The sequence below is a fragment of the Limnohabitans sp. MMS-10A-192 genome, from assembly GCF_003063335.1.
GTDB lineage: Bacteria > Pseudomonadota > Gammaproteobacteria > Burkholderiales > Burkholderiaceae_C > Limnohabitans_A.
Genome location: NZ_NERX01000004.1, coordinates 220,278 through 245,387, shown reverse-complemented (window position 1 = coordinate 245,387; position 25,110 = coordinate 220,278). Strand labels below are relative to the sequence as shown.

General features: G+C 58.7%; 24 protein-coding genes. 13 read left to right on the top strand and 11 right to left on the bottom strand.

Translation table 11 applies throughout. From position 1 onward, the window contains the following. Positions 1 to 74 precede the first annotated feature (74 nt). The 3 genes from ilvC to B9Z43_RS10420 are packed head-to-tail and all read right to left on the bottom strand — an operon-like array spanning position 75 to position 3,388. Positions 75 to 1,091: a ketol-acid reductoisomerase gene (ilvC, locus tag B9Z43_RS10430; RefSeq protein WP_108325164.1), complete on the bottom strand. Its 1,017-nt coding sequence runs from the start codon at positions 1,089 to 1,091 to the stop codon at positions 75 to 77. A gap of 39 nt (positions 1,092 to 1,130) precedes the next feature. After that, positions 1,131 to 1,622, bottom strand: coding sequence for an acetolactate synthase small subunit (gene ilvN / locus B9Z43_RS10425; protein WP_019429372.1), 492 nt, complete (start codon positions 1,620 to 1,622; stop codon positions 1,131 to 1,133). A gap of 2 nt (positions 1,623 to 1,624) precedes the next feature. After that, positions 1,625 to 3,388 carry an acetolactate synthase 3 catalytic subunit gene (locus tag B9Z43_RS10420; RefSeq protein ID WP_108325162.1) on the bottom strand — a complete coding sequence of 588 codons (1,764 nt, stop codon included), beginning with the start codon at positions 3,386 to 3,388 and terminating at the stop codon, positions 1,625 to 1,627. Between the two features lie 323 nt (positions 3,389 to 3,711). Between B9Z43_RS10420 and B9Z43_RS10415 the strand changes: the two genes are divergently transcribed. Genes B9Z43_RS10415 through B9Z43_RS10390 form a run of 6 tightly spaced genes read left to right on the top strand, consistent with a single transcriptional unit; the run spans position 3,712 to position 6,927 of the window. Then, positions 3,712 to 4,278 carry an RNA polymerase sigma factor gene (locus B9Z43_RS10415; RefSeq protein WP_108325160.1) on the top strand — a complete coding sequence of 189 codons (567 nt, stop codon included), beginning with the start codon at positions 3,712 to 3,714 and terminating at the stop codon, positions 4,276 to 4,278. Beyond that, on the top strand, positions 4,275 to 4,721 hold the full coding sequence (locus tag B9Z43_RS10410; protein ID WP_108325158.1) for a DUF3619 family protein: 447 nt from the start codon (positions 4,275 to 4,277) through the stop codon (positions 4,719 to 4,721). Before B9Z43_RS10415 ends, B9Z43_RS10410 begins: the two co-directional genes overlap by 4 nt. 16 nt (positions 4,722 to 4,737) lie before the next feature. Then, positions 4,738 to 5,397 (top strand): DUF3106 domain-containing protein, encoded by a 660-nt coding sequence (locus tag B9Z43_RS10405; RefSeq protein ID WP_158270102.1) that lies wholly within the window; start codon positions 4,738 to 4,740, stop codon positions 5,395 to 5,397. Between the two features lie 50 nt (positions 5,398 to 5,447). Further along, positions 5,448 to 5,903: an RDD family protein gene (locus B9Z43_RS10400; RefSeq protein ID WP_255417094.1), complete on the top strand. Its 456-nt coding sequence runs from the start codon at positions 5,448 to 5,450 to the stop codon at positions 5,901 to 5,903. Positions 5,904 to 5,920: 17 nt separating this feature from the next. Continuing rightward, the gene (locus B9Z43_RS10395; RefSeq protein ID WP_108325152.1) at positions 5,921 to 6,325 is read left to right on the top strand and encodes a diacylglycerol kinase; all 405 of its coding nucleotides are present in this window, start codon (positions 5,921 to 5,923) and stop codon (positions 6,323 to 6,325) included. Between the two features lie 14 nt (positions 6,326 to 6,339). Then, positions 6,340 to 6,927 carry a TIGR00730 family Rossman fold protein gene (locus tag B9Z43_RS10390; protein ID WP_108325584.1) on the top strand — a complete coding sequence of 196 codons (588 nt, stop codon included), beginning with the start codon at positions 6,340 to 6,342 and terminating at the stop codon, positions 6,925 to 6,927. 53 nt (positions 6,928 to 6,980) lie between these two features. Here the strand turns inward: B9Z43_RS10390 and B9Z43_RS10385 are convergent, their stop codons facing one another. Both B9Z43_RS10385 and B9Z43_RS10380 read right to left on the bottom strand, forming a co-directional pair. Next, a complete protein-coding gene (locus tag B9Z43_RS10385) occupies positions 6,981 to 7,319 on the bottom strand; it encodes a P-II family nitrogen regulator (RefSeq protein ID WP_108325150.1) in 339 nt (112 codons plus the stop codon). 20 nt (positions 7,320 to 7,339) lie between these two features. Continuing rightward, positions 7,340 to 9,013 (bottom strand): NAD+ synthase, encoded by a 1,674-nt coding sequence (locus tag B9Z43_RS10380; RefSeq protein WP_108325148.1) that lies wholly within the window; start codon positions 9,011 to 9,013, stop codon positions 7,340 to 7,342. 4 nt (positions 9,014 to 9,017) lie between these two features. On the opposite strand from B9Z43_RS10380, the gene B9Z43_RS10375 reads away from it, so the two are divergent. After that, positions 9,018 to 10,205, top strand: coding sequence for a GNAT family N-acetyltransferase (locus B9Z43_RS10375; RefSeq protein ID WP_108325146.1), 1,188 nt, complete (start codon positions 9,018 to 9,020; stop codon positions 10,203 to 10,205). 81 nt (positions 10,206 to 10,286) lie between these two features. On the opposite strand, the gene ppa is transcribed toward B9Z43_RS10375, so the two are convergent. Next, a complete protein-coding gene (ppa, locus tag B9Z43_RS10370) occupies positions 10,287 to 10,817 on the bottom strand; it encodes an inorganic diphosphatase (RefSeq protein WP_108325144.1) in 531 nt (176 codons plus the stop codon). Positions 10,818 to 10,962: 145 nt separating this feature from the next. Here ppa and B9Z43_RS10365 point away from each other — a divergent pair, with 145 nt between their 5' ends. From B9Z43_RS10365 to glp, 4 genes are all read left to right on the top strand, one after another. Beyond that, the gene (locus B9Z43_RS10365; RefSeq protein ID WP_108325141.1) at positions 10,963 to 12,396 is read left to right on the top strand and encodes an aldehyde dehydrogenase family protein; all 1,434 of its coding nucleotides are present in this window, start codon (positions 10,963 to 10,965) and stop codon (positions 12,394 to 12,396) included. A gap of 258 nt (positions 12,397 to 12,654) precedes the next feature. Then, a complete protein-coding gene (gene moaA / locus B9Z43_RS10360; RefSeq protein ID WP_108325580.1) occupies positions 12,655 to 13,797 on the top strand; it encodes a GTP 3',8-cyclase MoaA in 1,143 nt (380 codons plus the stop codon). A gap of 5 nt (positions 13,798 to 13,802) precedes the next feature. Beyond that, the gene (mobA, locus tag B9Z43_RS10355) at positions 13,803 to 14,426 is read left to right on the top strand and encodes a molybdenum cofactor guanylyltransferase MobA (protein WP_108325139.1); all 624 of its coding nucleotides are present in this window, start codon (positions 13,803 to 13,805) and stop codon (positions 14,424 to 14,426) included. A gap of 36 nt (positions 14,427 to 14,462) precedes the next feature. After that, positions 14,463 to 15,749, top strand: coding sequence for a gephyrin-like molybdotransferase Glp (gene glp, locus B9Z43_RS10350; RefSeq protein WP_108325578.1), 1,287 nt, complete (start codon positions 14,463 to 14,465; stop codon positions 15,747 to 15,749). A gap of 72 nt (positions 15,750 to 15,821) precedes the next feature. Here glp and B9Z43_RS10345 read toward each other — a convergent pair whose 3' ends face one another. The 4 genes from B9Z43_RS10345 to B9Z43_RS10330 form a co-directional block, all read right to left on the bottom strand. Next, positions 15,822 to 18,902, bottom strand: coding sequence for an efflux RND transporter permease subunit (locus B9Z43_RS10345; RefSeq protein WP_108325137.1), 3,081 nt, complete (start codon positions 18,900 to 18,902; stop codon positions 15,822 to 15,824). Beyond that, positions 18,889 to 20,193, bottom strand: a complete 1,305-nt coding sequence (locus B9Z43_RS10340) for an efflux RND transporter periplasmic adaptor subunit (RefSeq protein ID WP_108325135.1) — start codon at positions 20,191 to 20,193, stop codon at positions 18,889 to 18,891. The genes B9Z43_RS10345 and B9Z43_RS10340 overlap by 14 nt, the downstream gene beginning before the upstream one ends. A 143-nt stretch (positions 20,194 to 20,336) precedes the next feature. Continuing rightward, positions 20,337 to 20,783 (bottom strand): ribonuclease HI, encoded by a 447-nt coding sequence (gene rnhA / locus B9Z43_RS10335; protein WP_108325133.1) that lies wholly within the window; start codon positions 20,781 to 20,783, stop codon positions 20,337 to 20,339. After that, positions 20,780 to 21,613, bottom strand: coding sequence for a class I SAM-dependent methyltransferase (locus tag B9Z43_RS10330; RefSeq protein WP_108325131.1), 834 nt, complete (start codon positions 21,611 to 21,613; stop codon positions 20,780 to 20,782). Before B9Z43_RS10330 ends, rnhA begins: the two co-directional genes overlap by 4 nt. On the opposite strand from B9Z43_RS10330, the gene gloB reads away from it, so the two are divergent. After that, a complete protein-coding gene (gene gloB / locus B9Z43_RS10325; RefSeq protein ID WP_108325129.1) occupies positions 21,612 to 22,385 on the top strand; it encodes a hydroxyacylglutathione hydrolase in 774 nt (257 codons plus the stop codon). The two genes, B9Z43_RS10330 and gloB, sit on opposite strands and share 2 nt — an antisense overlap. Before the next feature lie 14 nt (positions 22,386 to 22,399). Beyond that, complete coding sequence (locus B9Z43_RS10320) at positions 22,400 to 23,905, top strand: transglycosylase SLT domain-containing protein (RefSeq protein WP_108325576.1); 1,506 nt, start codon at positions 22,400 to 22,402, stop codon at positions 23,903 to 23,905. Positions 23,906 to 23,913: 8 nt separating this feature from the next. Here the strand turns inward: B9Z43_RS10320 and B9Z43_RS10315 are convergent, their stop codons facing one another. After that, positions 23,914 to 24,921, bottom strand: coding sequence for an ABC transporter substrate-binding protein (locus tag B9Z43_RS10315; RefSeq protein ID WP_108325127.1), 1,008 nt, complete (start codon positions 24,919 to 24,921; stop codon positions 23,914 to 23,916). Between the last annotated feature and the right edge of the window lie 189 nt (positions 24,922 to 25,110).

Below are 25,110 nucleotides of genomic sequence, written 5' to 3'. Positions count from 1 at the left end.
TGAGTTTAAGTCAGTCACGACGCCCATGAAAAAAGGCCACCGCGGTGGCCTTTTTCAAGTTTGCAATATGCAAATCAGTTGCGGGTTTGGTCAACCAGCTTGTTCTTCGCAATCCAGGGCATCATGGCGCGCAGTTGAGCGCCCACTTGCTCGATCGAATGCTCAGCATTCAAGCGGCGACGTGCCGTCATGCTTGGGTAGTTGGTCTTGCCTTCCAAGATGAACATCTTGGCGTATTCACCGGTCTGGATGCGCTTCAAAGCTGCGCGCATGGCTTCGCGAGACTTTTCGTTGATGACTTCGGTACCGGTCACGTACTCGCCGTATTCGGCGTTGTTCGAGATCGAGTAGTTCATGTTGGCGATGCCGCCTTCATACATCAGGTCAACGATCAGCTTCAACTCGTGCAAGCACTCGAAGTAAGCCATTTCAGGCGCGTAGCCGGCTTCGGTCAGGGTTTCAAAGCCCATCTTCACCAATTCCACGGCACCGCCGCACAGAACGGCTTGCTCGCCGAACAAGTCGGTTTCGGTTTCTTCTTTGAAGTTGGTCTCGATGATGCCGCCTTTGCCACCGCCGTTGGCCATGGCGTAAGACAAGGCCAAGTCACGGGCTTTGCCGGACTTGTCTTGGTACACAGCGATCAAGGATGGCACGCCGCCGCCTTTGAGGTATTCGGAGCGCACGGTGTGGCCTGGGCCCTTGGGGGCGACCATGATCACGTCCAGGTCAGCACGTGGGATGACCTGGTTGTAGTGCACGTTGAAGCCGTGGGCAAAAGCCAGTGTGGCGCCTTGCTTCATGTTGGGCGCGACGTTGTTTTGGTACACCTCAGGGATGTTCTCGTCAGGCAACAAGATCATGACCACGTCAGCGGATTTGACAGCGTCGTTGACTTCCATAACTGTGAGGCCAGCTTTGGCGACTTTGTCCCAAGATGCGCCACCTTTGCGCAGACCCACGACGACTTTGACGCCGCTTTCGTTCAGGTTCTGGGCGTGTGCATGACCTTGCGAGCCGTAACCAATGATGGCTACGGTTTTGCCTTTGATCAGGGACAGATCACAGTCTTTGTCGTAAAAAACTTTCACGGGGTTCTCCTTAGGAATAAACAGGTTCAAGAGTTAAGTTTAGACGCGCAGGATGCGCTCGCCGCGCCCGATACCGCATGCACCGGTGCGCACGGTCTCCAAAATAGCGCTGCGGTCGATCGCCTCCAAAAAGGCGTCGTTCTTCGATTGGTCACCAGTGAGCTCAATCGTGTAGCTCTTGTCGGTGACATCAATCACGCGGCCACGGAAGATGTCGGCCATGCGTTTCATTTCTTCGCGTTCCTTGCCCACGGCGCGCACCTTCACCAGCATCAGCTCGCGTTCGGTGTAAGCGCCTTCGGTCAGGTCCACCACCTTCACCACCTCGATCAGGCGGTTCAGGTGCTTGGTGATTTGCTCGATCACATCGTCAGACCCTGCGGTCTGGATCGTCATGCGCGAGAGGCTGGGGTCTTCGGTTGGGGCCACGGTCAAGGACTCGATGTTGTAGCCACGTGCCGAGAACAAGCCCACCACACGGGACAAGGCGCCCGCTTCGTTTTCGATCAATACAGCAATGATGTGTTTCATGATTACAGGTCCTCCGCGCTCAACAGCATCTCGGTGATGCCTTTGCCAGCCTGAACCATGGGGAACACGTTTTCGGTCGGGTCCGTGCGGATGTCCAGGAAAACCGTGCGGTCCTTGAGTCTGCGGGCCTCGCGCAAGGCAGGCTCCACATCCTCCGGCTTTTCCACCAAGATGCCGACGTGGCCATAGGCCTCCGCCAACTTCACGAAGTTGGGCAAGGCATCCATGTAGCTGTGGCTGTAACGACCAGAGTAATCAATCTCTTGCCACTGGCGCACCATGCCCAAGTAACCGTTGTTCAGGGCCAGAACTTTGATGGGCGTGTTGTATTGCAGGCAGGTCGAGAGTTCCTGAATGCACATCTGCACCGAGCCTTCACCCGTCACGCAAAAAACTTCGCTGTCAGGCTTGGCCAGTTTGATGCCCATGGCGTAAGGAATGCCCACACCCATGGTGCCAAGACCACCGGAGTTGATCCAGCGGCGTGGCTCGTTGAATTTGTAGTACTGCGCAGCCCACATCTGGTGCTGACCCACGTCGGATGTGATGTACGCATCGGCGTCCTTGGTCATGTCCCACAAGGTCTCGATGACCTTTTGTGGCTTGATGACCGTGCTGTTGTTGCTGTCGTACTTCATGCAATCGCGTTTGCGCCAGCCTTCGACCGTCTCCCACCACTGCGCCAGCGCCTGGGGGTCGGGCTTGAGGCCGGATTCGCGGATCATGCCCATGAGTTCGGTCAGCACGTCCTTCACATCGCCCACGATCGGCACATCCACCTTCACGCGCTTGGAAATGCTCGACGGATCGATGTCAATGTGGATGATCTTGCGGTCCACCGAAGCGAAATGCTTGGGGTTGCCGATCACACGGTCGTCAAAACGTGCGCCCACTGCCAGCAACACATCGCAGTTTTGCATGGCATTGTTGGCTTCGAGCGTACCGTGCATGCCCAGCATGCCCAGGAAACGGCGGTCCGTGGCGGGGAAAGCACCCAAACCCATCAGGGTGTTGGTGACCGGCACGTTCAGCATATCGACCAAAGCGCGCAGCTCTGCGCTGGCATTGCTCAGCAGCACGCCGCCGCCGGTGTAAATATAGGGGCGCTTGGCCGCCATCAGCAATTGCAGGGCCTTGCGGATCTGACCGCCATGACCCTTACGCACCGGGTTGTAAGAGCGCATCTCGACCGACTCGGGGTAGCCCGAATACAAGGCCTTGTTGAAAGAAACATCTTTCGGAATGTCCACCACCACAGGACCAGGTCGGCCGCTGCGTGCGATGTGGAAAGCCTTTTTCATGACCTCGGCCATGTCTTTGGCGTCTTTGACCAGGAAATTGTGCTTCACGATCGGGCGCGTGATGCCCACGGTGTCGCACTCTTGGAAAGCATCCAGACCGATGGCGGCAGTGGGCACTTGCCCGCTGATGATGACCATCGGAATGCTGTCCATGTAAGCGGTAGCGATACCGGTGACGGCATTGGTCAAGCCAGGGCCCGAGGTCACCAACGCCACGCCCACTTCGCCCGTCGCGCGGGCGAAGCCGTCGGCAGCATGTACAGCCGCTTGCTCATGGCGCACCAAAACGTGCTGAATAGTGTCTTGCTTGTAAAAAGCGTCGTAAATGTGGAGCACGGCACCACCTGGATAACCCCAAATGTATTGCACGTTCTCTGCTTGAAGCGCCTTGACCAGGATTTCTGCGCCACGCAGCTCTTGTCCGCTGGCCGCGGCTTGTGCCGTTTCGGCTTTGTTCATGTCCATATTCAACCTTTGTGAATTTCTCTAACGAAAAACCTTGGGTGCCCCTGGGCTCGACTCTTTTGAAGTGGCTTTGGGACTTGAGACCAACGACATGGGCACCAAACTGTAAAAGTGCCGGACGGTGATCCGTTTGCTTTTTTTCAATTGCAATCTGACATTATCGCATTTGTACGGCTCATTTCCGAAAACCTGCGGCCATACATCACCAAGGCGATTTGGCAGTGAGATAATCTCGCTCACAAAGCGCGGCCCATCTATTGGAATCGCGCACTCTTTCATTACACACAGGCAACAGCCTCGCACGCGCGAAGGCTCATAAACAGTTGGCATCGGACTCAGAACTTTCAGACTTTCTGAAAAACGTGGAAAAAAAAGCCTTCAAGCGCGCTTACTACCATGTGCGGGACGAAGATGCGGCCTTGGACATCGTGCAAGACAGCATGATCAAGCTTTGTACCAATTACGCGGACAAACCGATCGCTGAGTTGCCATTGCTGTTTCAGCGCATCCTGTCCAACACCGTGCTGGATTGGTTTCGTCGGCAAAAAACCAAAAATGCCCTGTTCACCAACCTGAGTGACTTCGACTCCGATGAAGGCGACGGGGGTTTCGACCTGCTCGAAGTCAATGCCAGCAGCACGCAAGAGGCCGCCGCAGAGAGTGCAGAACAATGGATTGGCAGGTTACAAACCCTTGAACACATCGAAACAGCGGTCATGGCCCTGCCCGCACGTCAACGGGAAGCCTTCCTGCTGCGTTATTGGGAGGAGCTGGACGTGGCGGAGACCGCGGCCGTGATGGGCTGCTCAGAAGGCAGCGTCAAAACCCATTGTTCTCGGGCCATTCAGGCTCTGAGCAAAACTTTGGAAAACCAGGGACTGAGACCATGAAAAATCAAAATACATCAGAACAACTCAACATGGACCGTTTGGGCCGCCATTTTTCGGCTCAGCTGAGCATGGCCTCCCCTGGCTTGCCCCATGACATCTCCGAGCGCCTGCGCGTCGCCCGCCAACTGGCCATGGCTCAACGCAAACCGGTCATGCAGCTGGGGTTTGCCCAAAACACAAGTATTCAAAACAATGGCACCCTGACCGCATCCGGCGATGAAGGCCTCAACATCTGGAGCATTCTGGCTTCTGCTTTGCCCTTGCTGGCTTTGGTGTTGGGCTTGAGCGCCATTCAATGGATCCAGCAAGACAGCCGGACCAACGAACTTGCAGCCATCGACTCGGCTTTGCTGACAGACGAACTGCCTCCTGATGCCTACGCAGATGCAGGCTTTGTTCAATTTTTGAAACAAGGGCTCAGTGACCGTGTCAAGAATGACTGAAGTTTCGAAAAACGCCATGCACTGTGCCGTCATGCTCAAACTGTGCTGCGGCATCGCGCTGGGTGCCTGGTTTTTCGTCAGTGCCGCTCAAACAGTGCCCGCTGTTACACCAGCCACCCCGAATGCGACCGCGGCGGGCAGCCACTGGCATGAGCTCAAGTCTCAGCAAAAGCAAGCCTTAGCACCCTTGGCTGCGCAATGGGGCAGCTTGACACCTCAGCAACAGAGCAAATGGCTGGCCATTTCCCAAAACTTCAGCCAATTGCCGGCCAATGAGCAAAGCACCATGCACACACGCATGGCCGATTGGGTCGCCTTGAGCCCCCAGCAACGCAACCACGCACGGTTCAACTTCAACGCCATACAAAGCTTGCCCAAAGAGGACAAGAGAGCCAAATGGGAAGCCTATCAAGCACTGTCTGCGGAAGACAAGCGCTTGCTCTCTGTTGGTGCCACCGGCCCCTCGAAAAGTGCGGCCACCATCTCCAAACCCGCTGAAACTCTTCGTTTGCTGGCTCCGCAAGCGCGCACAATCGACAGTGCCAAGGACATCACCCGCCCAGGCGCCAGTGCACCGCCATTGGACCGGAAAACCCTGCTACCCAAAGCCCCTAAAGCGGTCGACAGCCAGCAACCGATGGACTCTCCCGCGCACACCGAAGGCTCTTCCTCGTGACGAAACATGATCCCGTTGTGAAGACACCCACCGATTTGACTGCACCTTCCTTGAAACGTCGTATGGCCTGCTGGCTTTACGAAGGCATGCTGCTTTTTGGCGTCGTCTTTATTTCGGGTTATCTTTTCAGCACACTCAGCCAAACAAAACACGCCCTGGACCACCGCCCGGGCATGCAAGCGTTCTTGTTTCTGGTTCTGGGCATTTACTTCACATGGTTTTGGTCTCGCGGCCAAACCCTGGCCATGAAAACTTGGCACATCCGTGCTGTTGATGCACATGGCCAGCCTCTATCACAGGCTCGTGCGCTTCTTCGCTATCTGCTCAGTTGGGCTTGGTTCCTACCGCCTTTGGCGTTCACCGTGCCCTTTGCCTTGCCTGCTGCCGAAGTGGGTGTGATCACACTCGGATGGATCGTGATCTGGGCCTTGCTGAGCCGATTTCACCCTCAAAAACAGTTTTGGCATGATGCATGGGCTGGCACCCGATTGATCTCAGCCGCATAACGCATTTTTCCTGCACCATGTTTGACAAGACCCCATCCAAAGAATCCGTTAATGCTCAAAAAACACGCAAAGGCCTGAGCCGTGTTTTCCATGCCGGTGGCTATTCGATTCAGGGGCTGAAAGCCGGTTGGCACGAGACTGCTTTTCGCCAAGAAGCCGTGGCTGCGATGGCTCTGATACCCATGGCTTTTTGGCTCGGGCAAAGCTGGCCAGAGACAGCATTGCTGGTCGGCTCGGTTTTACTGGTCATGATTGTCGAGCTGCTCAACACGGGCATTGAGTCGGCCATCGATCGCATCGGCCCCGAGTGGCATGACTTGTCCAAACGTGCGAAAGACATGGGCAGCGCAGCCGTTTTGCTCAGCTTGTTGCTGTGCGTCGGCATTTGGACAGCGGCCATCCTCCAGGCCCTGCGGGCCTGAACAAGCGCTTCGACATGAAGGCACCTGCATTTTCCATCTGCGTTTACTGTGGCTCACGCAACGGCGATGACCCTCGTTTTGCCGAAATGGCAAGACAAGTCGGCACCTGGATAGGCGCACACGGCGGGCAACTTGTTTACGGCGGTGGCCGCAACGGCCTGATGGGCATCGTCGCTCAGGCCACCCTGGCCGCTGGTGGACAAGTCGTCGGCATCATCCCCACCGCCTTGGTTGAAAAAGAATGGGCGCATCACGGCCTGACCGAACTGCATGTGGTGGACACCATGCATGAACGCAAAAGAATGATGGCCGAGAAAGCCGATGCGTTTTTGGCCTTGCCTGGCGGCATCGGCACCTTTGAAGAGTTGTTTGAAGTCTGGACCTGGCGCCAACTGGGTTACCACGATAAACCCATTGGCATCTTGAACTGCCATGGCTATTACGACAGCCTGATGGCCTTCATCGATCAAGTTGTGTCACATGACTTCATGGGCACGTGGCAAACAGAACTGGTGACCACGGCCACAGAGCCTCTGGCTTTGCTCCAGTTGCTGGTTGAACAATCGGGCATGAGCCTGCCCGCTCGAACTGAATTGATCTGACCCAGCCAGCTGGGGCTGTGGCAAAACGCCAAAGCCCACTGACTTGGTGGGGATCAGATGGCGGTATCGTCTTGCTCGCCCGTGCGGATACGGACCACACGCTCGACCGAAGTCACGAAAATCTTGCCATCACCGATCTTGCCGGTGCGCGCTGCTTTGATGATCGCGTCCACGCAGCGGTCCACGTCATCGTCCTTGACCACCACCTCCACCTTCACCTTGGGCAAAAAGTCGACCACGTATTCAGCGCCGCGGTACAGCTCGGTGTGGCCTTTTTGACGACCAAAACCTTTGACTTCCGTGACGGTGAGACCGGTCACACCACATTCGGCCAAACCTTCACGCACCTCCTCCAGCTTGAAAGGTTTGATGACGGCAGTGATCTGTTTCATGGGGAATCCTCTGGGAAAAGTTAAGCGCGAAATTTGTTGGTCATAGGATAACGCCAATCCTTGCCAAAACTGCGGTGTGTCACGCGAATGCCCACGGGCGATTGGCGGCGTTTGTACTCGTTGAGCTTGATCAGGCGGGTCACTTTTTCCACATCGGCACGCTCAAAACCATCGGCAATCAGCGCCTCCACGCCCTCGTCGTTTTCCATGTAGCGCTGGATGATCGCATCCAGCACCTCATAAGCGGGCAAGCTGTCCTGGTCTTTTTGGTCAGGGCGCAGCTCGGCGCTCGGTGGCCGGGTGATGATGCGCTCAGGGATCGGCTGGCTGCCCGTGCCATACGGATCGTTCAGATTGCGCCAGCGTGCCAAGTCAAACACGCGGGTTTTGACCACGTCTTTGATCACTGCAAAGCCACCGGCCATGTCACCATACAGCGTGCAGTAACCCGTGGCCATCTCGCTCTTGTTGCCCGTGGTCAGCACAATGGCCCCGGTCTTGTTGGACAGCCCCATGAGCAAGGTGCCGCGAATGCGGGCCTGGATGTTTTCTTCGGTCGTGTCTTCTTTCAGCCCCTCAAACTGCGCCGAAAGGGCTTGTTTGAAGCCATCGAACAGCGGCGCAATCGAAATCTCGTCATAACGCACGTTCAAGCGTTTGACCATGTCACGCGAATCGATCCAGCTGATGTCGGCCGTGTAGGGCGAGGGCATCATCACCGCGTGGATCTTGTCGGCCCCGATCGCGTCCACCGCAATCGCCAACACCAGCGCCGAATCGATGCCGCCCGACAGGCCCAAAATCGCGCCCTTGAAACCGTTCTTGCCCAAATAGTCACGCACGCCCAGCACCAGCGCATCCCACAGCTCAGCGTCTGCGCTGGCCAAAGGCACCAGCGCATCGGCCGCAGCGGTCAACGCCAGGCCCTGCTGGCTCACTGCAGCTTGCACTGCCAAATCCGATTCACGGAAACCCTCGGCCCGCGCCACGGTCTCGCCTTGGGCGTTGAGAGCAAACGAGCGCCCTTCAAAAATCACCTCGTCCTGGCCGCCCACCAAATGCGCGTAAATCAGGGGCAAGCCGCAATCGGCCACGCGCTCGCGCATGCGCTGCTCGCGCTCCGGGCCCTTGCCTGCATGGAAAGGCGACGCGTTCAGCACCGCCAGAACTTGTGCGCCCGCGTCACGCGCCAGGCGGGCAGGTTCGTCAAACCAGGCGTCTTCGCAAATCAGCAAGCCCACCCGCACGCCTTCAACCTCGAACACCCCCACGCCGTTGCCTGGCGTGAAGTAACGGCGCTCGTCAAACACCTGGTAATTGGGCAGCTCACGCTTGTCATAGGCGCAGACCACCTGCCCTTCGCACAGCACGCTCGCGCGGTTGTGGCGGCGCGTCACCGCCACGCTGCGGGTGCGCAGACCGCCGCCTTCGGGGTGGCCCACCACCACATGCAAACCTTTTAACCCAGCCAGTTCGCGGGCCACTGTTTTCAGGGCATCATCGCAGGCGTCAATGAAGGCGGGGCGCAGCAACAAGTCTTCGGCCGCGTAACCGCAAATCGAGAGTTCGGGCGTCAACACCAGGCGCGCACCCTCTGCATGCGCCCGGGTGGCGAAATCGATGATCTTGCGGGCATTGCCCTGCATGTCACCGACGACAAAGTTGAGCTGGGCCACACGAATTTGGAGAGTCATACAGGTGCTGGAAAATGTGAGCTTGAATTATGTCACCCGGGTGCAAGACGACCTGAGCGCCATCGCGCCTGAAGCCTGGAACGATTTGCTCGCCCGGCAAGATGCGCCCTCCCCCTTCATGCAACATGCCTATTTGTCGGCCATGCAGACCAGCCAATCGGCCGCGCCCGAGACCGGCTGGACGCTCCAAGTCATCAGCCTGTGGCGCAGCACCGCGCAAGGCGATGTGTTGGCCGCCGCTTGCCCGCTCTACATCAAGACCCATTCGCGCGGCGAATACGTGTTTGACCACGCCTGGGCCGACGCCTACCAGCGCCATGGCCTCGACTACTACCCCAAAGCCCTGGTCGCCTCGCCCTTCACACCCGTGCCCGGCAGCCGCTTGCTGGCCGAGTCAGACGACGCCCGCCAAGCCCTGCTGGCCGCCTTGCTGGACATTTGCCAAAGCAACGGCATCCCGTCCCTGCACATCCTGTTTGGCAGCCCGCAAGACCTGCAAGCCTGCGAGCAAGCCGGACTGCTGCAGCGCGACCAGGTGCAGTTTCATTGGCAAAACCAAGGCTGGCGCGACTTCGATGACTTTTTGGCCAGCCTGACGCAAGAAAAGCGCAAAAAAATCCGGCAGGAACGCCGCAAAGTGCAGGAGGCGGGCGTGACGTTTCGCGCCGTGCGCGGCCCCGACATGACGGAAGGCGACTGGGCCCTGCTGCTGCGCTGCTATCAGCAAACCTATTGGGAACACGGTAACCCGCCCTACCTGACCCCGGCGTTTTTTGAGGCCATGCGCACCGACATGGCCGCCAACTGGCTGTTGTTTGTGGCCGAACACGAAACGCAGCCGATTGGCATCAGCCTGATCGGCCTGCACCTGGACGCCCAAGGCCAGCCCGAAGTGGCCTATGGCCGCTATTGGGGGGCACTGGCCCGGGTGGACTGCCTGCACTTTGAAGCCTGCTACTACCAGCCCATCGAGTGGTGCATCCAGCACGGCCTTAAGCGCTTTGAAGGCGGCGCACAAGGCGAACACAAAATGGCCCGCGCCCTGCTGCCCACCCCCACCCACAGCGCGCACTGGCTGGCACACCCAGCGTTTTCAGAAGCGGTGGCGCGGTTTTTGGAGCGGGAAAAAGCGGGGGTGGAGAACTATCTGGACGCCTTGCACCAGCATTCCCCCCTGAAGAAAGGCCCATAAAAAAACGCCTGCACGGTTTGTACCGCACAGGCGTTTTGGGAGATTTCAACGGCTTCCAGCAGAAGCCGTTGAGACCGGCGATCAGGCCTTGTTGTAGTTGGCGATGCCGTCCAGGATTTCCTTGTGGGCCGACTCAATGCCTTCCCAACCCTTGACCTTGACCCATTTGCCTTTTTCGAGGTCTTTGTAGTGCTCAAAAAAGTGGGCGATTTGCTTGAGTTGCAACTCATGGATGTCGTCCAACGACTTGATCTTGGCGTAGCTGGCCAGGATTTTTTCGGTGGGCACAGCCAGGACTTTGCCGTCCATGCCGCCTTCGTCTTCCATCAGCAAGATACCAATGGCGCGGCAAGGCACGACCACACCTGGGGGCAGTGGGAAAGGGGTCATCACCAACACGTCGACCGGGTCACCGTCACCGGCGATGGTCTGGGGCACATAGCCATAGTTGGTGGGGTAGTGCATGGCGGTGCCCATGAAGCGGTCCACAAACAAAGCGCCGGACTCTTTGTCCACTTCGTACTTCACAGGGTCGGAGTTCATCGGGATTTCGATGATCACGTTGAACGCTTCAGGAACTTTGCTGCCAGGGGTGACTTTGTTCAGGGACATGGTTGTCTCGTTGGAAAAGTTGAGGGAATTGGAATCCTAGGGATTAACCCCGATTTTACTTTCACCGGGCTTGCGCCTCCCCCAGCGGTTTGAGGCTGTCTCTGGCGTGATTTCCAAAAACTGTGTGGGGATCACAATCGGGCCCATGCAACTGAATTTCATCGCCAACCAATCCGTCCCCGCCCTGGCAAGGCAAACCATCGATGTGCTCGACCCGTCTGACGGACAGGTGTTCGATCAGATCCCGCGCAGCCAGGCGGCCGACATCGATGCCGCCGTGCAAGCGGCTCGGGCAGCCTTCAACGGCCCTTGGGGCAAGCTGACCGCCGTGGAGCGCGGCCGCTTGCTCATGAAGCTGTCGCAAAAAGTGAGCGAGCACGCCGCCGAACTGGCCGCCCTGGAGCAGCGCGATTGCGGCAAGCCCACCAAGCAGGCCGCTGCAGACTCGGTGGCTTTGGCGCGTTACTTTGAGTTTTATGCCGGGGCCTGCGACAAGCTGCACGGCGAGACCCTGCCCTACCAAAACGGCTACAGCGTGCTGACTTGGCGCGAGCCGCATGGCGTGACGGGCCATGTAATCCCCTGGAACTACCCGATGCAAATTTTTGGGCGCAGCGTGGGCGGCGCTTTGGCGGCAGGCAATGCCTGCGTGGTCAAACCGGCCGAAGACGCTTGCCTATCGCTCATTCGCGTGGCACAGCTGGCCTCCGAGGTGGGTTTCCCGCCGGGGGCCATCAACATCGTCACCGGTTACGGCCATGAGGTGGGCGACGCGCTGGCCCGCCACCCAGGCATTGACCACATCAGCTTCACCGGCAGCCCCCGCGTGGGCACGCTCATCCAGCAAGTGGCGGCTGAGCGGCACTGCCCCGTGACACTGGAGCTGGGCGGCAAAAGCCCGCAGATCATTTTTGACGACGCCGACCTGGACGCGGCGATTCCGGTGGTGGTCAACGCCATCGTGCAGAACTCGGGCCAGACCTGCAGCGCGGGCTCACGCGTGCTGATTCAGCAAGGCATTTACGAACCGCTTTTGAAGCGCTTGGGCGAGGCTTTCAGCCGCCTGCAAGTGGGCTCTGCCGCCATGAACCTGGACTTGGGGCCCTTGATCCGCGCCAGCCAGTTGGAGCGCGTCACCGGCTTTTTGGACCAGGCCAAGGCGGATGGCATCGCCACCGTGGCCCAAGGGCAAATTGCTGCGGGCGTGCCTGCGGGTGGTTTTTACCAGGCCCCCACCTTGTTGCGCGATGTGCCGGTGATGCACCGTTTGGCGCAAGAAGAAGTCTTTGGCCCGGTGCTTTCGGCCATGTGCTTCACCGACGAAGACCACGCGATCGAATTGGCCAACGCTACTGAGTTTGGATTGGTGGCCGGTATCTGGACACGCGATGGTGGCCGCCAGTTCCGCATGGCCAAGCGCGTGCGCAGCGGTCAGGTGTTCATCAACAACTACGGCGCAGGCGGTGGCGTGGAGCTGCCCTTTGGCGGGGTCAAGTCTTCGGGCTATGGCCGCGAAAAAGGCTTTGAGGCGCTGCTGGGCTTCACCACCCTCAAGACGGTGGCCATTCAGCACGGCTGAAGCCACTGGGTTCAACCCCTTTGTGTACCCCCCAATTCATGGGCGCTCCAAGCTTTGGCTCCCTCGATTTGAGCTGGGATCCATGCATTGGTCATCCCGAACTTGATCCGGGATCCATGCATTCATCATCCCGGACTTGATCCGGGATCCATGGCATGCAAGAGAGATGGACCCCGGGTCTTCGCCCGGGGTGACAAATGCAAGGGTCTTCCCGCGAGGTGATCCATGGGGCGCGGAGGCTGGGGCACAATCGAGACCATGTCTGAACGCGTCATTCCGCTGGTTGACCAGCGCCACCCCAGCTTGCCTTTGCCCCCCGTCTTGGCGGGTCATGACCTGAGCACTTTGCCCCTGGACGGCCTGCGACGTCCGCTGACCGATTTGCGGATCAGCGTCACGGACCGGTGCAACTTCCGCTGCAGTTACTGCATGCCCAAGGAAGTCTTTGACAAGGACTACGCCTACCTGCCGCACAGCCACCTGCTGAGCTTTGAAGAAATCACCCGCATCGCCACCGTTTTTGTGGGCCGGGGCGTGCGCAAAATCCGCCTCACGGGCGGCGAGCCGCTGCTGCGCAAGAACATCGAAATTCTGATCGAACAACTGGCGGCCCTGCGCACGCCCGACGGCCAGCCGCTGGATTTGACGCTCACCACCAACGGCTCGCTGCTGGCGCGCAAGGCCCAAAGCCTGAAAGACGCGGGCCTGCAACGCGTGACGGTGAGCCTGGACGGGCTGGACGACACCATCTTCCGCCAAATGAACGATGTGGATTTTCCGGTAGCCGATGTGCTGGCCGGGATCGAAGCTGCGCAGGCCGCTGGCCTGGGGCCGATCAAGGTGAACATGGTCGTCAAGCGCGGCACCAACGAGCACGAAATTTTGCCGATGGCCCGGCATTTACTGGGCACGGGCATTGTGCTGCGCTTCATTGAATACATGGACGTGGGTGCGACCAATGGCTGGTGCATGGACGAGGTGCTGCCCAGCGCCGAGGTGGTGCGCCTGCTGAATGCCGAGCTGCCGCTGGTGCAGCTGGACCCGGCCGCCCCGGGCGAGACCGCCGAGCGCTGGGGCTACGCCAACGCACAGGGTGAACACGACCCGTCGCTGGGCGAGATCGGTGTGATCAGCAGCGTGACGCAGGCCTTTTGCGGAGACTGCAACCGCGCCCGTTTGTCCACCGAAGGCCGCTTGTACCTGTGCCTGTTTGCCAGCCAGGGCTATGACCTGCGCCAGCTGCTGCGTGACCCGGCGCAAAGCGACAGCGCGCTGGCCGCCACGGTGGACGCCATCTGGCGCGGGCGGACTGACCAATATTCGGTGCTGCGCAGCCTGCGCGGGCCGGACACCGCCAGCGGCCCCGGCCGCCGGGTGGAAATGAGCTACATCGGAGGCTGAACGCCATGAACCACACAACACCGGCCATCACAGGCCTGATTTTGGCGGGCGGGCGCGGCTCACGCATGGGCGGCATAGATAAAGGCATGCAAAACTTTCACGGCTTGCCGCTGGCGCTGCAAACGCTCATGCGCCTGCAGCTGCAAAGCCAGCCACTGCAAGAAGTGCTGATCAACGCCAACCGCAACTTGGCCGCCTACGAGTCGCTGGGTGTGCCGGTCTGGCCCGACAGCATCGATGGCTATGCGGGGCCTCTGGCCGGTTTCCTCACGGGCCTGGAGCGCTGCGAAACGCCGCTTTTGCTCACCGTACCCTGCGACACGCCCCTGTTTCCGCTCGACTTGGTCGAGCGCCTGTACCAAGCCATGGACGAGCAAGACGCCGACATGGCGATGGCTGCCGCACCCGAGGCCGATGGCGCGGTGCGCGCCCAGCCGGTGTTTTGCCTGCTCAAAACCGATTTGCTGGAAAGCCTGGTCAAGTTCACCCAAAGCGGCGGACGCAAGATCGACGCTTGGACGGCCCAGCACCGCTGCGCCATCGTGCCCTTTGACCAGCGCGGCGACAGCGCCAACGCTTTTGCCAACGCCAACACGCTGGCCGAACTGCAGCAACTCGAAGCCCTTTGAAGCCCGTTGCCTCGCAACGCCCGTGCAAACATCACCATGACCACGCCCCTCAGCCTGAACGAGATCGCCGAACGCCTGCAAGGCTACGACCCGCAAGCCCTGTCGGCACGCCATGTGAACGACTTTCTGGCCCAACTGGTGCAACCAGTGCGCGAACTGGAAACCGTGCCGCTGATGCAGGCACATGGCCGCATCCTGGCCCACGATGTGGTCTCGCCCATCAGTGTGCCCCCGCACGACAACTCGGCCATGGACGGCTACGCCCTGTGCGGTGCACAACTGCTGACAGACCGCCCCACCCCACTGCAAGTGGTGGGCACCGCCTTCGCAGGCGCCGCCTGGCAAGGTACGGTACAAACTGGCCAATGCGTGCGCATCATGACCGGGGCCATCATGCCCGCCGGGCTGGACACTGTGGCCCCGCAAGAATTGGTAAGAACCGAGGGTGACACGGTCCACATTCCGCCAGGCATGCTGCAAGCGGGCGACAACCGCCGCCTGTTGGGCGAAGACCTGATGGCAGGCAAACCCGCTTTGTCAGCGGGAACCCGATTAACACCTGCCGCCTGTGGCTTGCTGGCCAGCCTAGGGCTGCCCACCGCCACCGTCTGGCGCAGGCCCAAAGTAGCCTATTTTTCAACCGGCGACGAAATCCTGAGCCTGGGCGAAGCGCCCCGGGAAGGCGCGGTGTACGACAGCAACCGCTACACCGTGGCAGGCCTGGTGCAGGCGCTGGGCTGCGAGTTGATCGACATGGGTGTGGTGCGCGACGACCCGGCGGCCTTGGAGCAAGCCTTTGTGGATGCCGCCGCGCAGGCCGACGCCATCATCACCAGCGGCGGTGTCAGCGTGGGCGAAGCCGACCACACCAAGGCCATGATGAAAAAACTGGGAGATGTGGCGTTTTGGCGCATCGCCATGCGCCCCGGCCGCCCCATGGCGGTGGGCCGCATCACGCAGGGTGAGCGCTCAGCCGTGCTGTTTGGCCTGCCCGGCAACCCGGTGGCGGTGATGGTGACGTTTGCTGCTTTTGTGCGCCCTGCCCTGCAGCAGCTCATGGGCTGGCAAGCGCCGCCCTTGCCCCTGCTCAAAGCCAAGAGCACCGAGGCGCTGCGCAAGAAACCCGGCCGCACCGAATACCAGCGCGGCATCGTCAGCACCAATGCAGCGGGCGAGTTGCAGGTCAGCATCACCGGCAACCAAGGCTCGGGTGTGCTCAGCTCCATGGTGCAGGCCAACGGCCTGATCGTGCTGGGACATGCACAAGGCAACGTGGCTGTGGGTGATGCGGTGGACGTGATGATGTTTGACGGACACCTCTGACGACCGCAGCGCCACAAAAAAGGAGCTGAATTTCTTCAGCCCCTTTGGATTTGAAACCTCAATCGGTTCGGCTCAATGCGCGCCTGTCGCAGGCTCCTCCAGCGCAAGCGCCTTGTTCGGGCCTGGCACGCTCTTGCGGGCCAACAGCGAGTACATGGTGGGCACCACAAAGATGGTCAGCAATGTGCCCAAGCTCATGCCGCCCACAATGACCCAGCCGATTTGCGTGCGGCTTTCAGCGCCAGCCCCTTTGGCCAAGGCCAAGGGCACAGCACCCAACACCATGGCACCCGTGGTCATCAGGATCGGACGCAGACGTTGGCCACTGGCTTTGACCAAGGCCTGCATGGTCTCCACGCCTTGTTCACGCAATTGGTTGGTGAACTCGACAATCAAAATGCCGTGCTTGGTGATCAAACCGACCAAGGTGATCAAGCCGATCTGTGAGTACACATTCAGTGAGCCCCCCGTCCATTTGAGTGCCAGTAAAGCACCGATCATGGACAGCGGCACCGACAACATGATGATGAAAGGGTCGATGAAGCTCTCAAACTGCGCGGCCAGCACCAAAAAGATGAAGAACAGCGCCAACACAAAAACGATCACCAAGGCACCTTGCGAATTGCGAAATTCGCGCGAGGTGCCATTGAGCTCGGTGGTGTATCCCGGCTTGAGCACTTTGGCTGCGGTGGCATCGAGGAACTTGAGGGCCTCACCCAATGAATAGTCCGGCGACAAGTTGGCGGTGATCGACACCGATCGGCGCTGACCAAAGTGGTTCAACTCACGGGGAGACACACTTTCACGGATTTTCACGAGGGCTGACAACGGAATCATCGCGTCGTTGCGTCCCCGGATGTAAATGCTCTCCACATCGTCTGGCGTGTTACGGCCAGAGGCCTGTGTTTGCACGATCACATCGTACTGCTCGGCATCCCGCTTGTAGCGGGTGACCACGCGCCCACCCAGCATGGTCTCCAATGCTTTGGCCACAGCATCCACACCGACCCCCAATTCGGCCGCTTTGGCGCGGTCGACTTCGATGCGCAATTCAGGCTTGTTCAAGCGCAAATCAACATCGGGCGCAACGATGCCGGGGTTCTTGGCAATTTCATCCAGAATTTCGCGCGTCACCGCATTCAGGTTCTGGTAACTGTCCGAAGTTTGGATCACAAAATTGACGGGGCGCTCGCGAAAGCCTTGCCCCAACGATGGCGGGGTGATGGCAAACGCGTTCACACCGGGCAAACCATTGAATTTCGGGCCCAACTCACGGGCAATTTCCAGTGTGGTGCGCTGGCGTTTTTCCCAATCAACAGCACGGTAAATGACCGATCCTTGCGCCACTGTGGGGTTACCAATGTTGGCAAAAATGCGGTCAAATTCAGGATAGGCCTCGCCCATGCGCTCCAACACTTTGGCATAGCGGTCGGTGTAATCCAGGGTCGAGCCATCTGGCGCTGTGACGGTGGCCAACAAAGTACCGCGATCTTCCATCGGGGCCAACTCTTGCTTCATGCTGGGATAAACCAGCGCAATTGCCACGCCACTACCCACCATGATCAACAGCACCAGCCAACGCGCTTTGCGCAAGACCCAGCTCAACAAGCGCTCATAAGCATCCGACAAAGCCGTCAACAAGCGCTCCATCGTGCGGTCAAACCAGCCCGGGTTGGGGTTGTGCTTGAGCAACTTAGAACTCATCATGGGTGACAGCGTCAAGGCCACAAAGCCGGAGACGATCACAGAGCCGGCCAAGGCCAGCGCAAACTCCGTGAAAAGCTTGCCTGTACGACCGGGCGTAAAGGCCAAGGGCGCGAACACCGCAGCCAAGGTCATGGTCATCGCGACCACCGCAAAGCCAATTTCACGGGAGCCCTTGATGGCGGCCGAAAATGGGTCCAACCCTTCCTCGATGTGACGGTAAATGTTCTCCAGAACCACGATCGCGTCATCCACCACCAGACCAATCGCCAGCACCAGCGCCAGCAGTGTCAAGGTGTTGATGGTGAAACCCGCCAAAGCCATCATGGCAAAGCTGCCAATCAAGCTGACCGGGATGGTGATGATCGGGATGATCGATGCGCGAACGGTACGCAAGAAAACAAAGATCACCAAGGCCACCAAAACCACGGCTTCCACAATGGTCTGGAACACACTTTTGATGGAGCGGTCGATGAACACCGAGTTGTCGTTGGCCACCGTGATGGTGATGCCAGGGGGCAAGTCAGCCTCCAAACGCGGCATCATGTCGCGCACGCCTTTGGACAACTCCAGAGGATTGGCCGTGGCCTGACGAATCACACCTGCAGCTACAGCATGGCGACCGGCCAAGCGAACTGCGCTGCGTTCATCGGCTGCAGCCTCTTCCACTTTGGCGACATCCCTGATTTTGACGGGAAAACCATTGACCGTTTTGATCACGATGTCGGCAAACTGAGCCGGACGCGTGAGGTCGGTTTGCGAGGTCACCGTGAACTCGCGGTTGCTCGACTCAATGCGTCCTGCAGGCAACTCCAGATTGCTGCGTCGGATCGCATCTTCCACATCTTGTGGTGTGAGTTTGTAGCCTGCCAGGCGTTCGGGCTCCAACCAGACCCGCATGGCGTATTTGCGTTCACCGTAGATGCGCACATCGGCCACACCCGTGACGGTTTGCAACCGGGGTTTGACCACCCGGTTGATCATGTCGTTGATCTGCAAGGGGTTGAGCGTGTCGCTAGAAAACGCGAGCCAAATCACCGGAAAAGCATCGGCCTCGACCTTGGCAATCACCGGCTCTTCAATGGCTTGAGGCAAGCGGTTGCGCACGCGTGAAGTGCGGTCACGCACTTCGGCGGCGGCCGTGTCAGCGTCTTTTTCGAGGCGAAAACGGACCGTGATCTGCGACTGCTCGGCACGGCTGATGGACGTGATCACATCCACAGCGTCAATCCCCGCAATCGAGTCTTCGAGGGGTTTGGACACTTGCGTCTCAATCACCTCGGCCGAGGCGCCTGGGTATTTGACACTCACAGTGACCGTCGGCTCATCGATCTTGGGATATTCACGCACCGACAAACGGTCAAAACTGACCGCGCCGATCAGCAAGATCAGCAGCGACATGACGACGGCCAGAACGGGCCTGCGGATGGATGTCTCAGCGAGTTGCATCTGCACCTCGCAAGCAAGGGTTGGGGCCACTCAGCGGCTTGGCCGCGGGTGCTGCACGGGCCACATTCGGATTGCCCGTGTTGTTCACCACACCGGCTGGGGACAAACCCGCTGAAGACGCAGGCGGGACTGCTGCGACTGCAGGCGTTGAAGCGGAGGGGGCCGCCCCTGCCACAGGCTTGCCACTGGCTGGACGAGACATGTCCACCACGCGCACGGGCGTACCGTCTTTTTGCAAGCGTTGATGACCGGCGACCACCACGGTGTCATCGAGTTCCAGCCCTTCCAGAATTTCCACTTTGCCAGGTTGGCGCAAACCCACTTTGACAGGCACACGCTGCGATATCAATGTCTCGGGTTTGTCACCAGGAATGACCTTGACCACGAAAGTGCGCCCGCCCTGCGGCACGATGGCTTCTTCAGGAATGACCAAGGCCGAGGGTCGAGAACCAAACACGGCATTGACGCGTGCAAACATGCCAGGGCGCAACTGCTGCTGGCGATTGTCAATGCAGCCACGCACACCCACCGAACGTCCATTGGCATCAATCAATGGATCGACAGCCTGCACCACAGCGGCAAATGAGCGCCCGGGCAAAGCATCCAAGGTCAGCTGTGCGCTCTGACCTGCGCGTACTTTGGCCTGAAAACGCTCAGGCAAGCGAAAGTCCACCAGCACAGCATCGATGTCTTCGATGTTGACCACATCGGCGCCATCCTTGAGGTAATCGCCCACGTTGATTTGGCGCAGACCCGTGACGCCATTGAATGGAGCGATGATCTTCAGGCGCTGCAAGGTCGCCTGCGCCAAATCCAACTTGGCCTGGGCGACCTCCAAAGCGGCCGCACTTTCATCGAGCGAACGTTTGCTGATGAAATTTTGAGCCACCAACTCTTGGTTGCGCTTGTGGTTGGCGGCAGCAATCGACATTTCGGCTTTGGCTTGCGAGAGCTGAGCGGCCTGCAGCTGATCATCCAATTGCACCAGCAGCTGCCCTTTGCTCACGCGCTGGCCATCGTTGAAGAGGATTTTGGCCACGCGCCCTGCCACTTCCGGGCGGAGCATGACGCCTTGGCGGGACCGCAAACTGCCCACCGACTGGGCTTCATCGACCAAGGTGATCGATGTGACTTTGGCGACCTCCACCGCTGGGGCCCTGGCTGCACCTGGCGCTGTCGCTGCGCTGGGCGTCTGATCACCCGAAGAAGGGCGCTGTGCCCACCAAGCCACACCAGACGCCACACACACACCGATCACTGCGATCAGCACGTACTTCTTTTGATAAGCCATTGCAGAAATCCCGCTACATTGAAGACGCAAACAGTTTCCGAATGTAACAGTCTTGTGCCCGATTCCTGCGAGGGAAAACGACAGGCTTGGCAGCCAAACACCGGTGTTTTCAGTTCTTTACATGAGGTTTACACGCCAAGAGTTCAGCGTTGGAGGACCTTGTCCACCCCTTGATTGGCCAAGGCGTCGGCCCTTTCATTACCGGGGTCTCCCGCATGGCCTTTGACCCAGCGCCACTCAATTCGGTGTCCCGCACTGGACACCACATGGTCCAGCGCTTGCCACAACTCGACGTTTTTGACCGGTTGCTTGGATGCGGTACGCCAGCCTTTGGCTTTCCAGCCGTGGATCCACTCGGTGATGCCTTTGCGAACGTATTCGCTGTCCAAATAAAGCGTGACTTGGCAAGGCCGCTTGAGCGCTTTGAGACCTTCAATCACGGCCGTGAGTTCCATGCGGTTATTGGTGGTACCCAATTCGCCGCCAAAGAGTTCGTGGACATGCTGGCCAGATTGCAGGCGAACGCCCCAGCCTCCAGGACCAGGGTTGCCCTTGCAAGCCCCATCGGTATGGATAACAACGTGATTCAAGAGATATCTTTCGAGGCCGTCCGGCCGCTGATAGGAGAGTCTGATCTGGCCAAGGGCACAGCAGTTGCAGCGGGCGATCGTACAGTGCGCCAGCGACGACCGTCGAGCCAACGGCTACCGGACACCCGCTTGGTGGCCACAATCAAATAAACACCGCCCAAAATCGGCCACCAGCGCTGCCCTAATGCATCCAATCGGTCGAGTCGCCGCATCCAGCGTTCACTGGCCAAAGCCGGTGGCCAACCCATGAAGCGGCTGACCTGAACCTCAAATCCAAGCAAACGCAGCCAATCCCTTAAACGCCGGTAGCCAATCAGATGCGACTCAAAACTGCCCAGGTCACCCGTTTTACGCTGCGCTCGCTCATATTGCCACCCCCAAAAGCTCACGGGGTTCAAACCAGTAATGAGGACTTGGCCCTCCGGGATCAGGACCCGCTCTACTTCGCGCAAACAAGCGTGCGGATCGGCCGATCTTTCCAGCGCATGCGGCAAAACGACCAAATCCAGGCTATCGGCAGACCACGGCCATGCCCGGCTGTCAAAACCCACATGCGGGTGCATCGGTGCATCGGCCCCGCTTGTGTTTGCATTGACTGAGGACTCGGCTTCAAATTCAGTCTGTGCCAACCAACGGTGCGGCATGCGGTTGCTTCGTAAACTGTGCAAATCTGGCCAGCCCAATTGCAAGGCGTGGTACCCAAAGACATCGGACAGCAGTTCGTCGGCTTGGGTCTGTTCCCAAGCCAGCAAGCGTCCAGCAACGGACTGACCCAAATGGCCCAGCCAAGACGAGGCTGAATACTTACTTTCTATAATCGGGGACTCCATGAAACTCATCCCTTTGCCCGCATTCACAGACAACTACATTTGGTTGTTGCACGATGACCATCATGCCCTGGTGGTCGACCCCGGCGACAGTGCCGTGGTGTTGACTTGGCTGGCAGAAAATCCCGCGATCAAACTGGACACCATTCTAGTCACGCATCACCATGCCGATCACACGTCAGGGCTGATCGAGCTGACAGAAAAAACACAAGCTCAAGTGCATGGGCCCACCATGGAAATCATGCCACGGCCAGTCCATGGTGTTCAAGATGGGGATGAGATTGACTGGCATGGCCTTCGTCTGCAAGTGATCGATGTCCCCGGCCATACAGCAGGGCATATCGCTTTTTGGACCCAACAGGCAAACCAAGCGCCCCTGCTGTTTTGCGGTGACACCTTGTTCTCCGGTGGCTGTGGTCGCTTGTTTGAAGGCACGCCTGCACAGATGCTCAAGTCTCTTGACCGCTTGGCAGGTTTACCCGGCAACACACTTGTCTGTCCGGCGCACGAATACACCTTGTCCAACTTGAAATTCGCATTGGCGGTTGACCCTGATAATGCGGCACTGCAGACTTACTTTGATACCTGCACACAGAAGCGCCAAAAAGGCCTGCCCACTTTACCCGTGAGCCTGTCTACCGAGTTGGCAATCAATCCTTTTTTGCGAAGCCGCAGCCGTCCCGTGGCTACAGCAGTTCAGCAACGCCAAGCATGGGCTGTGGACGATGTCTCCACCTTTGCCGCATTGCGTGCATGGAAAAACGAATTCAAATGAACCTGATTTTTCAGATGTGGTCTTCAAGTCGTCCTGCCGTTTTGGCGGTGACAGCAGGTTTTTTCCTGTTTCTCACCGGTTGTGCAAGTACTGCGCCAAACACTGAATCGCCACCAGCGCCTGTGCAGGCTCCCGTGGTCAAGCCCAAGCCCGCCCAGACCGTGCAGGTCACCAGCAATGACACCCCTGTCTCGCTCAAGCCCCGAGCCAACCTGGGCCTGACCCCCGCGACGGACATCTGGGAGCGCATTCGCCGAGGCTTTGCCATGCCAGACCTCAACGATGAGTTCGTGCGCAATCGAGAGCAGTGGTACGCCAGTCGGCCAGACTACATCTTGCGCATGACCGAACGTTCACGGCCATACCTCTTTCACATTGTTGAAGAGCTCGAGCGCCGCAATATGCCCACAGAGCTCGCTTTGCTGCCGTTCATCGAATCGGCCTTCAACCCGAACGCTGTGTCTTCAGCCAAAGCCGCGGGCATGTGGCAATTCATGCCGGCCACTGGCAAGTATTTCGACTTGAAACAAAATCTCTTTCGCGACGAACGCCGTGACGTGCTTGAATCTACTCGGGCCGCACTGGATTACCTGCAAAAACTCTACGGCATGTTTGGCGACTGGCACCTCGCTCTGGCTGCCTACAACTGGGGCGAGGGCAGTGTCGGTCGTGCTTTGGCTCGCAACAAAGCGCAAGGCAAGCCCCTCACCTACAGCGACTTGAACATGCCCAACGAGACGCGCTATTACGTCCCCAAGTTGCAAGCCGTCAAAAACATCGTGGCGCAACCTGAAGCGTTCAACACCCAATTGCCATTGATCCAGAATCACCCCTTCTTCAAGAGCGTGCAAATCGACCGCGACATTGACGTGACCGTCGCAGCACGACTGGCGGGCATCAGTGTTGAGGACTTCAAAACCTTGAATCCTTCGATGAACCGCCCTGTGATACTTGCAGCAGGGACACCCCAGGTCTTGCTGCCTTGGGACAACGCCACAAGCTTTGAAATCAACTTGCAAAACCATGCCAACCAACGATTGGCCACCTGGACCGCTTGGCAAGCACCCCGCACGATGAAGGCCGACGAAGCGGCAAACTTGGTGAACATGCCCACAGATCTGCTTCGCTCCGCCAATGGCATACCGCCCAACATGATGGTCAAAGCTGGATCGACCTTGCTGGTCCACCGCAAAGGACAACTGGACAACGATGTGACCGAACACACAGCCGACAACGCCCAGTTGGCCTTCGCACCAGAAATTGTCTTGCGCCGCATCATGGTCAGCGCCCGCAAAGGCGACTCACTGGCCAGCCTGGCAGCCCGACATGGTGTGAGCGCAGCAAGCATGGCCACTTGGAACAAGCTCAAACCCAATGCCCATTTGAACGCTGGCCAAAGTTTGGCGGTTTTGGTGCCCACATCCCAATCACCACGGCTGAGCGCCAAACCCGCAACGCACAAGAAAACAGGGCCTGCGCCCGTGGCACGTCGACCCGCACCCAAGCTCGCCAAACGCTGAAGCAAAGCTCAAACGGCAAATCGGAGTTTGGATTTGCCTGCAAAATTGTTGGTGTAAAGACGCTCAAGTGATTGCCGACTCATCGGACCATAGCCCGTCAAACGGGCATGGGCCTGCCATGCATTGAGTACAGGCTCGGCGTCAAACAAACCATCCATGGCGTACGATTCGCGCAGCTTCTCAAAAGCACCCAAGTACAGCGCTCGGTCACCCATCCAGTACGCTGGAGGAACATGTTTCAAAATGTCCGTCAGGCCAGCCGTCTGAAGCCATTTGAGTGCGTGGATCACCGCATCGCTCAAGGCCTGAGCCACTTCTGGCTGGCGTTGCAAAAATTCAGTCCGTGTGAACAAGCATGCGCCAGGCACATCCCTCGTCATCACCTTGCGCGTTGAAGTCATGGACCGAGCATCCCCCAATATGCGGATTTCGTTTTTTTGCTCAAGGCCATGCATCATAGGATCGGGGTTGCACAAGGCATCAATCATGCCGTTGCGCAAGGCCTCTGAAACGCTGGCGGAAGTCCCGACTTCCACGAAAGTCACATCTTCGGGCAGCAAGCCGTGCTGCAACAACCATTGGCAAGACATCCAGTGGGTAGACGAGTCGAGGGCAGAAACGCCAATGCGGGCCCCCTTGAGTTCCATCACCGACCGCATGGCGGCGCCTTTGCGAATGGACACACCCAGCGCAATCTGAGGCGCGCGCCCCAATTGCACAAACCCTTGGTAACCCAGTCCTTTTTGCTGAAGGCCAAACAAATGCTCAAACGCGCCGGCTACAACATCGGCTTGGCCGTTGATGACGCTGCCTAACGCTTTGCCGCCCCCCTCTTGAGAGACCCACTCCACGACCAAGCCCGCTTGCCGAAAATACCCGAGTTGCTCGGCCAGCGTCAAAGGCAAATGGTAGAGGCTTTGCCTTGCTGCCAATGCGATTTTGACCCGCAAGTTGGCGCGTGGGGCCTCCGCTGCTGACAACGCGCCACTGGCCAGCGACCCCAAGGATGCCAGCATGAATAAACGTCGTGGACGGATCAACCGCGACAATTTTGCACTCCCATTGAAACGACCGATGATTCGATGTTCAGAGCTTAAATGCGCAGATATAAGTTCGCATCAGGATCAATCCTGAGCGGGTTTTCACGTAATGGATTGCAAGTATTGGAACGGGTCGTTGGTCGAGCGCCTGGCACCATTCACGCG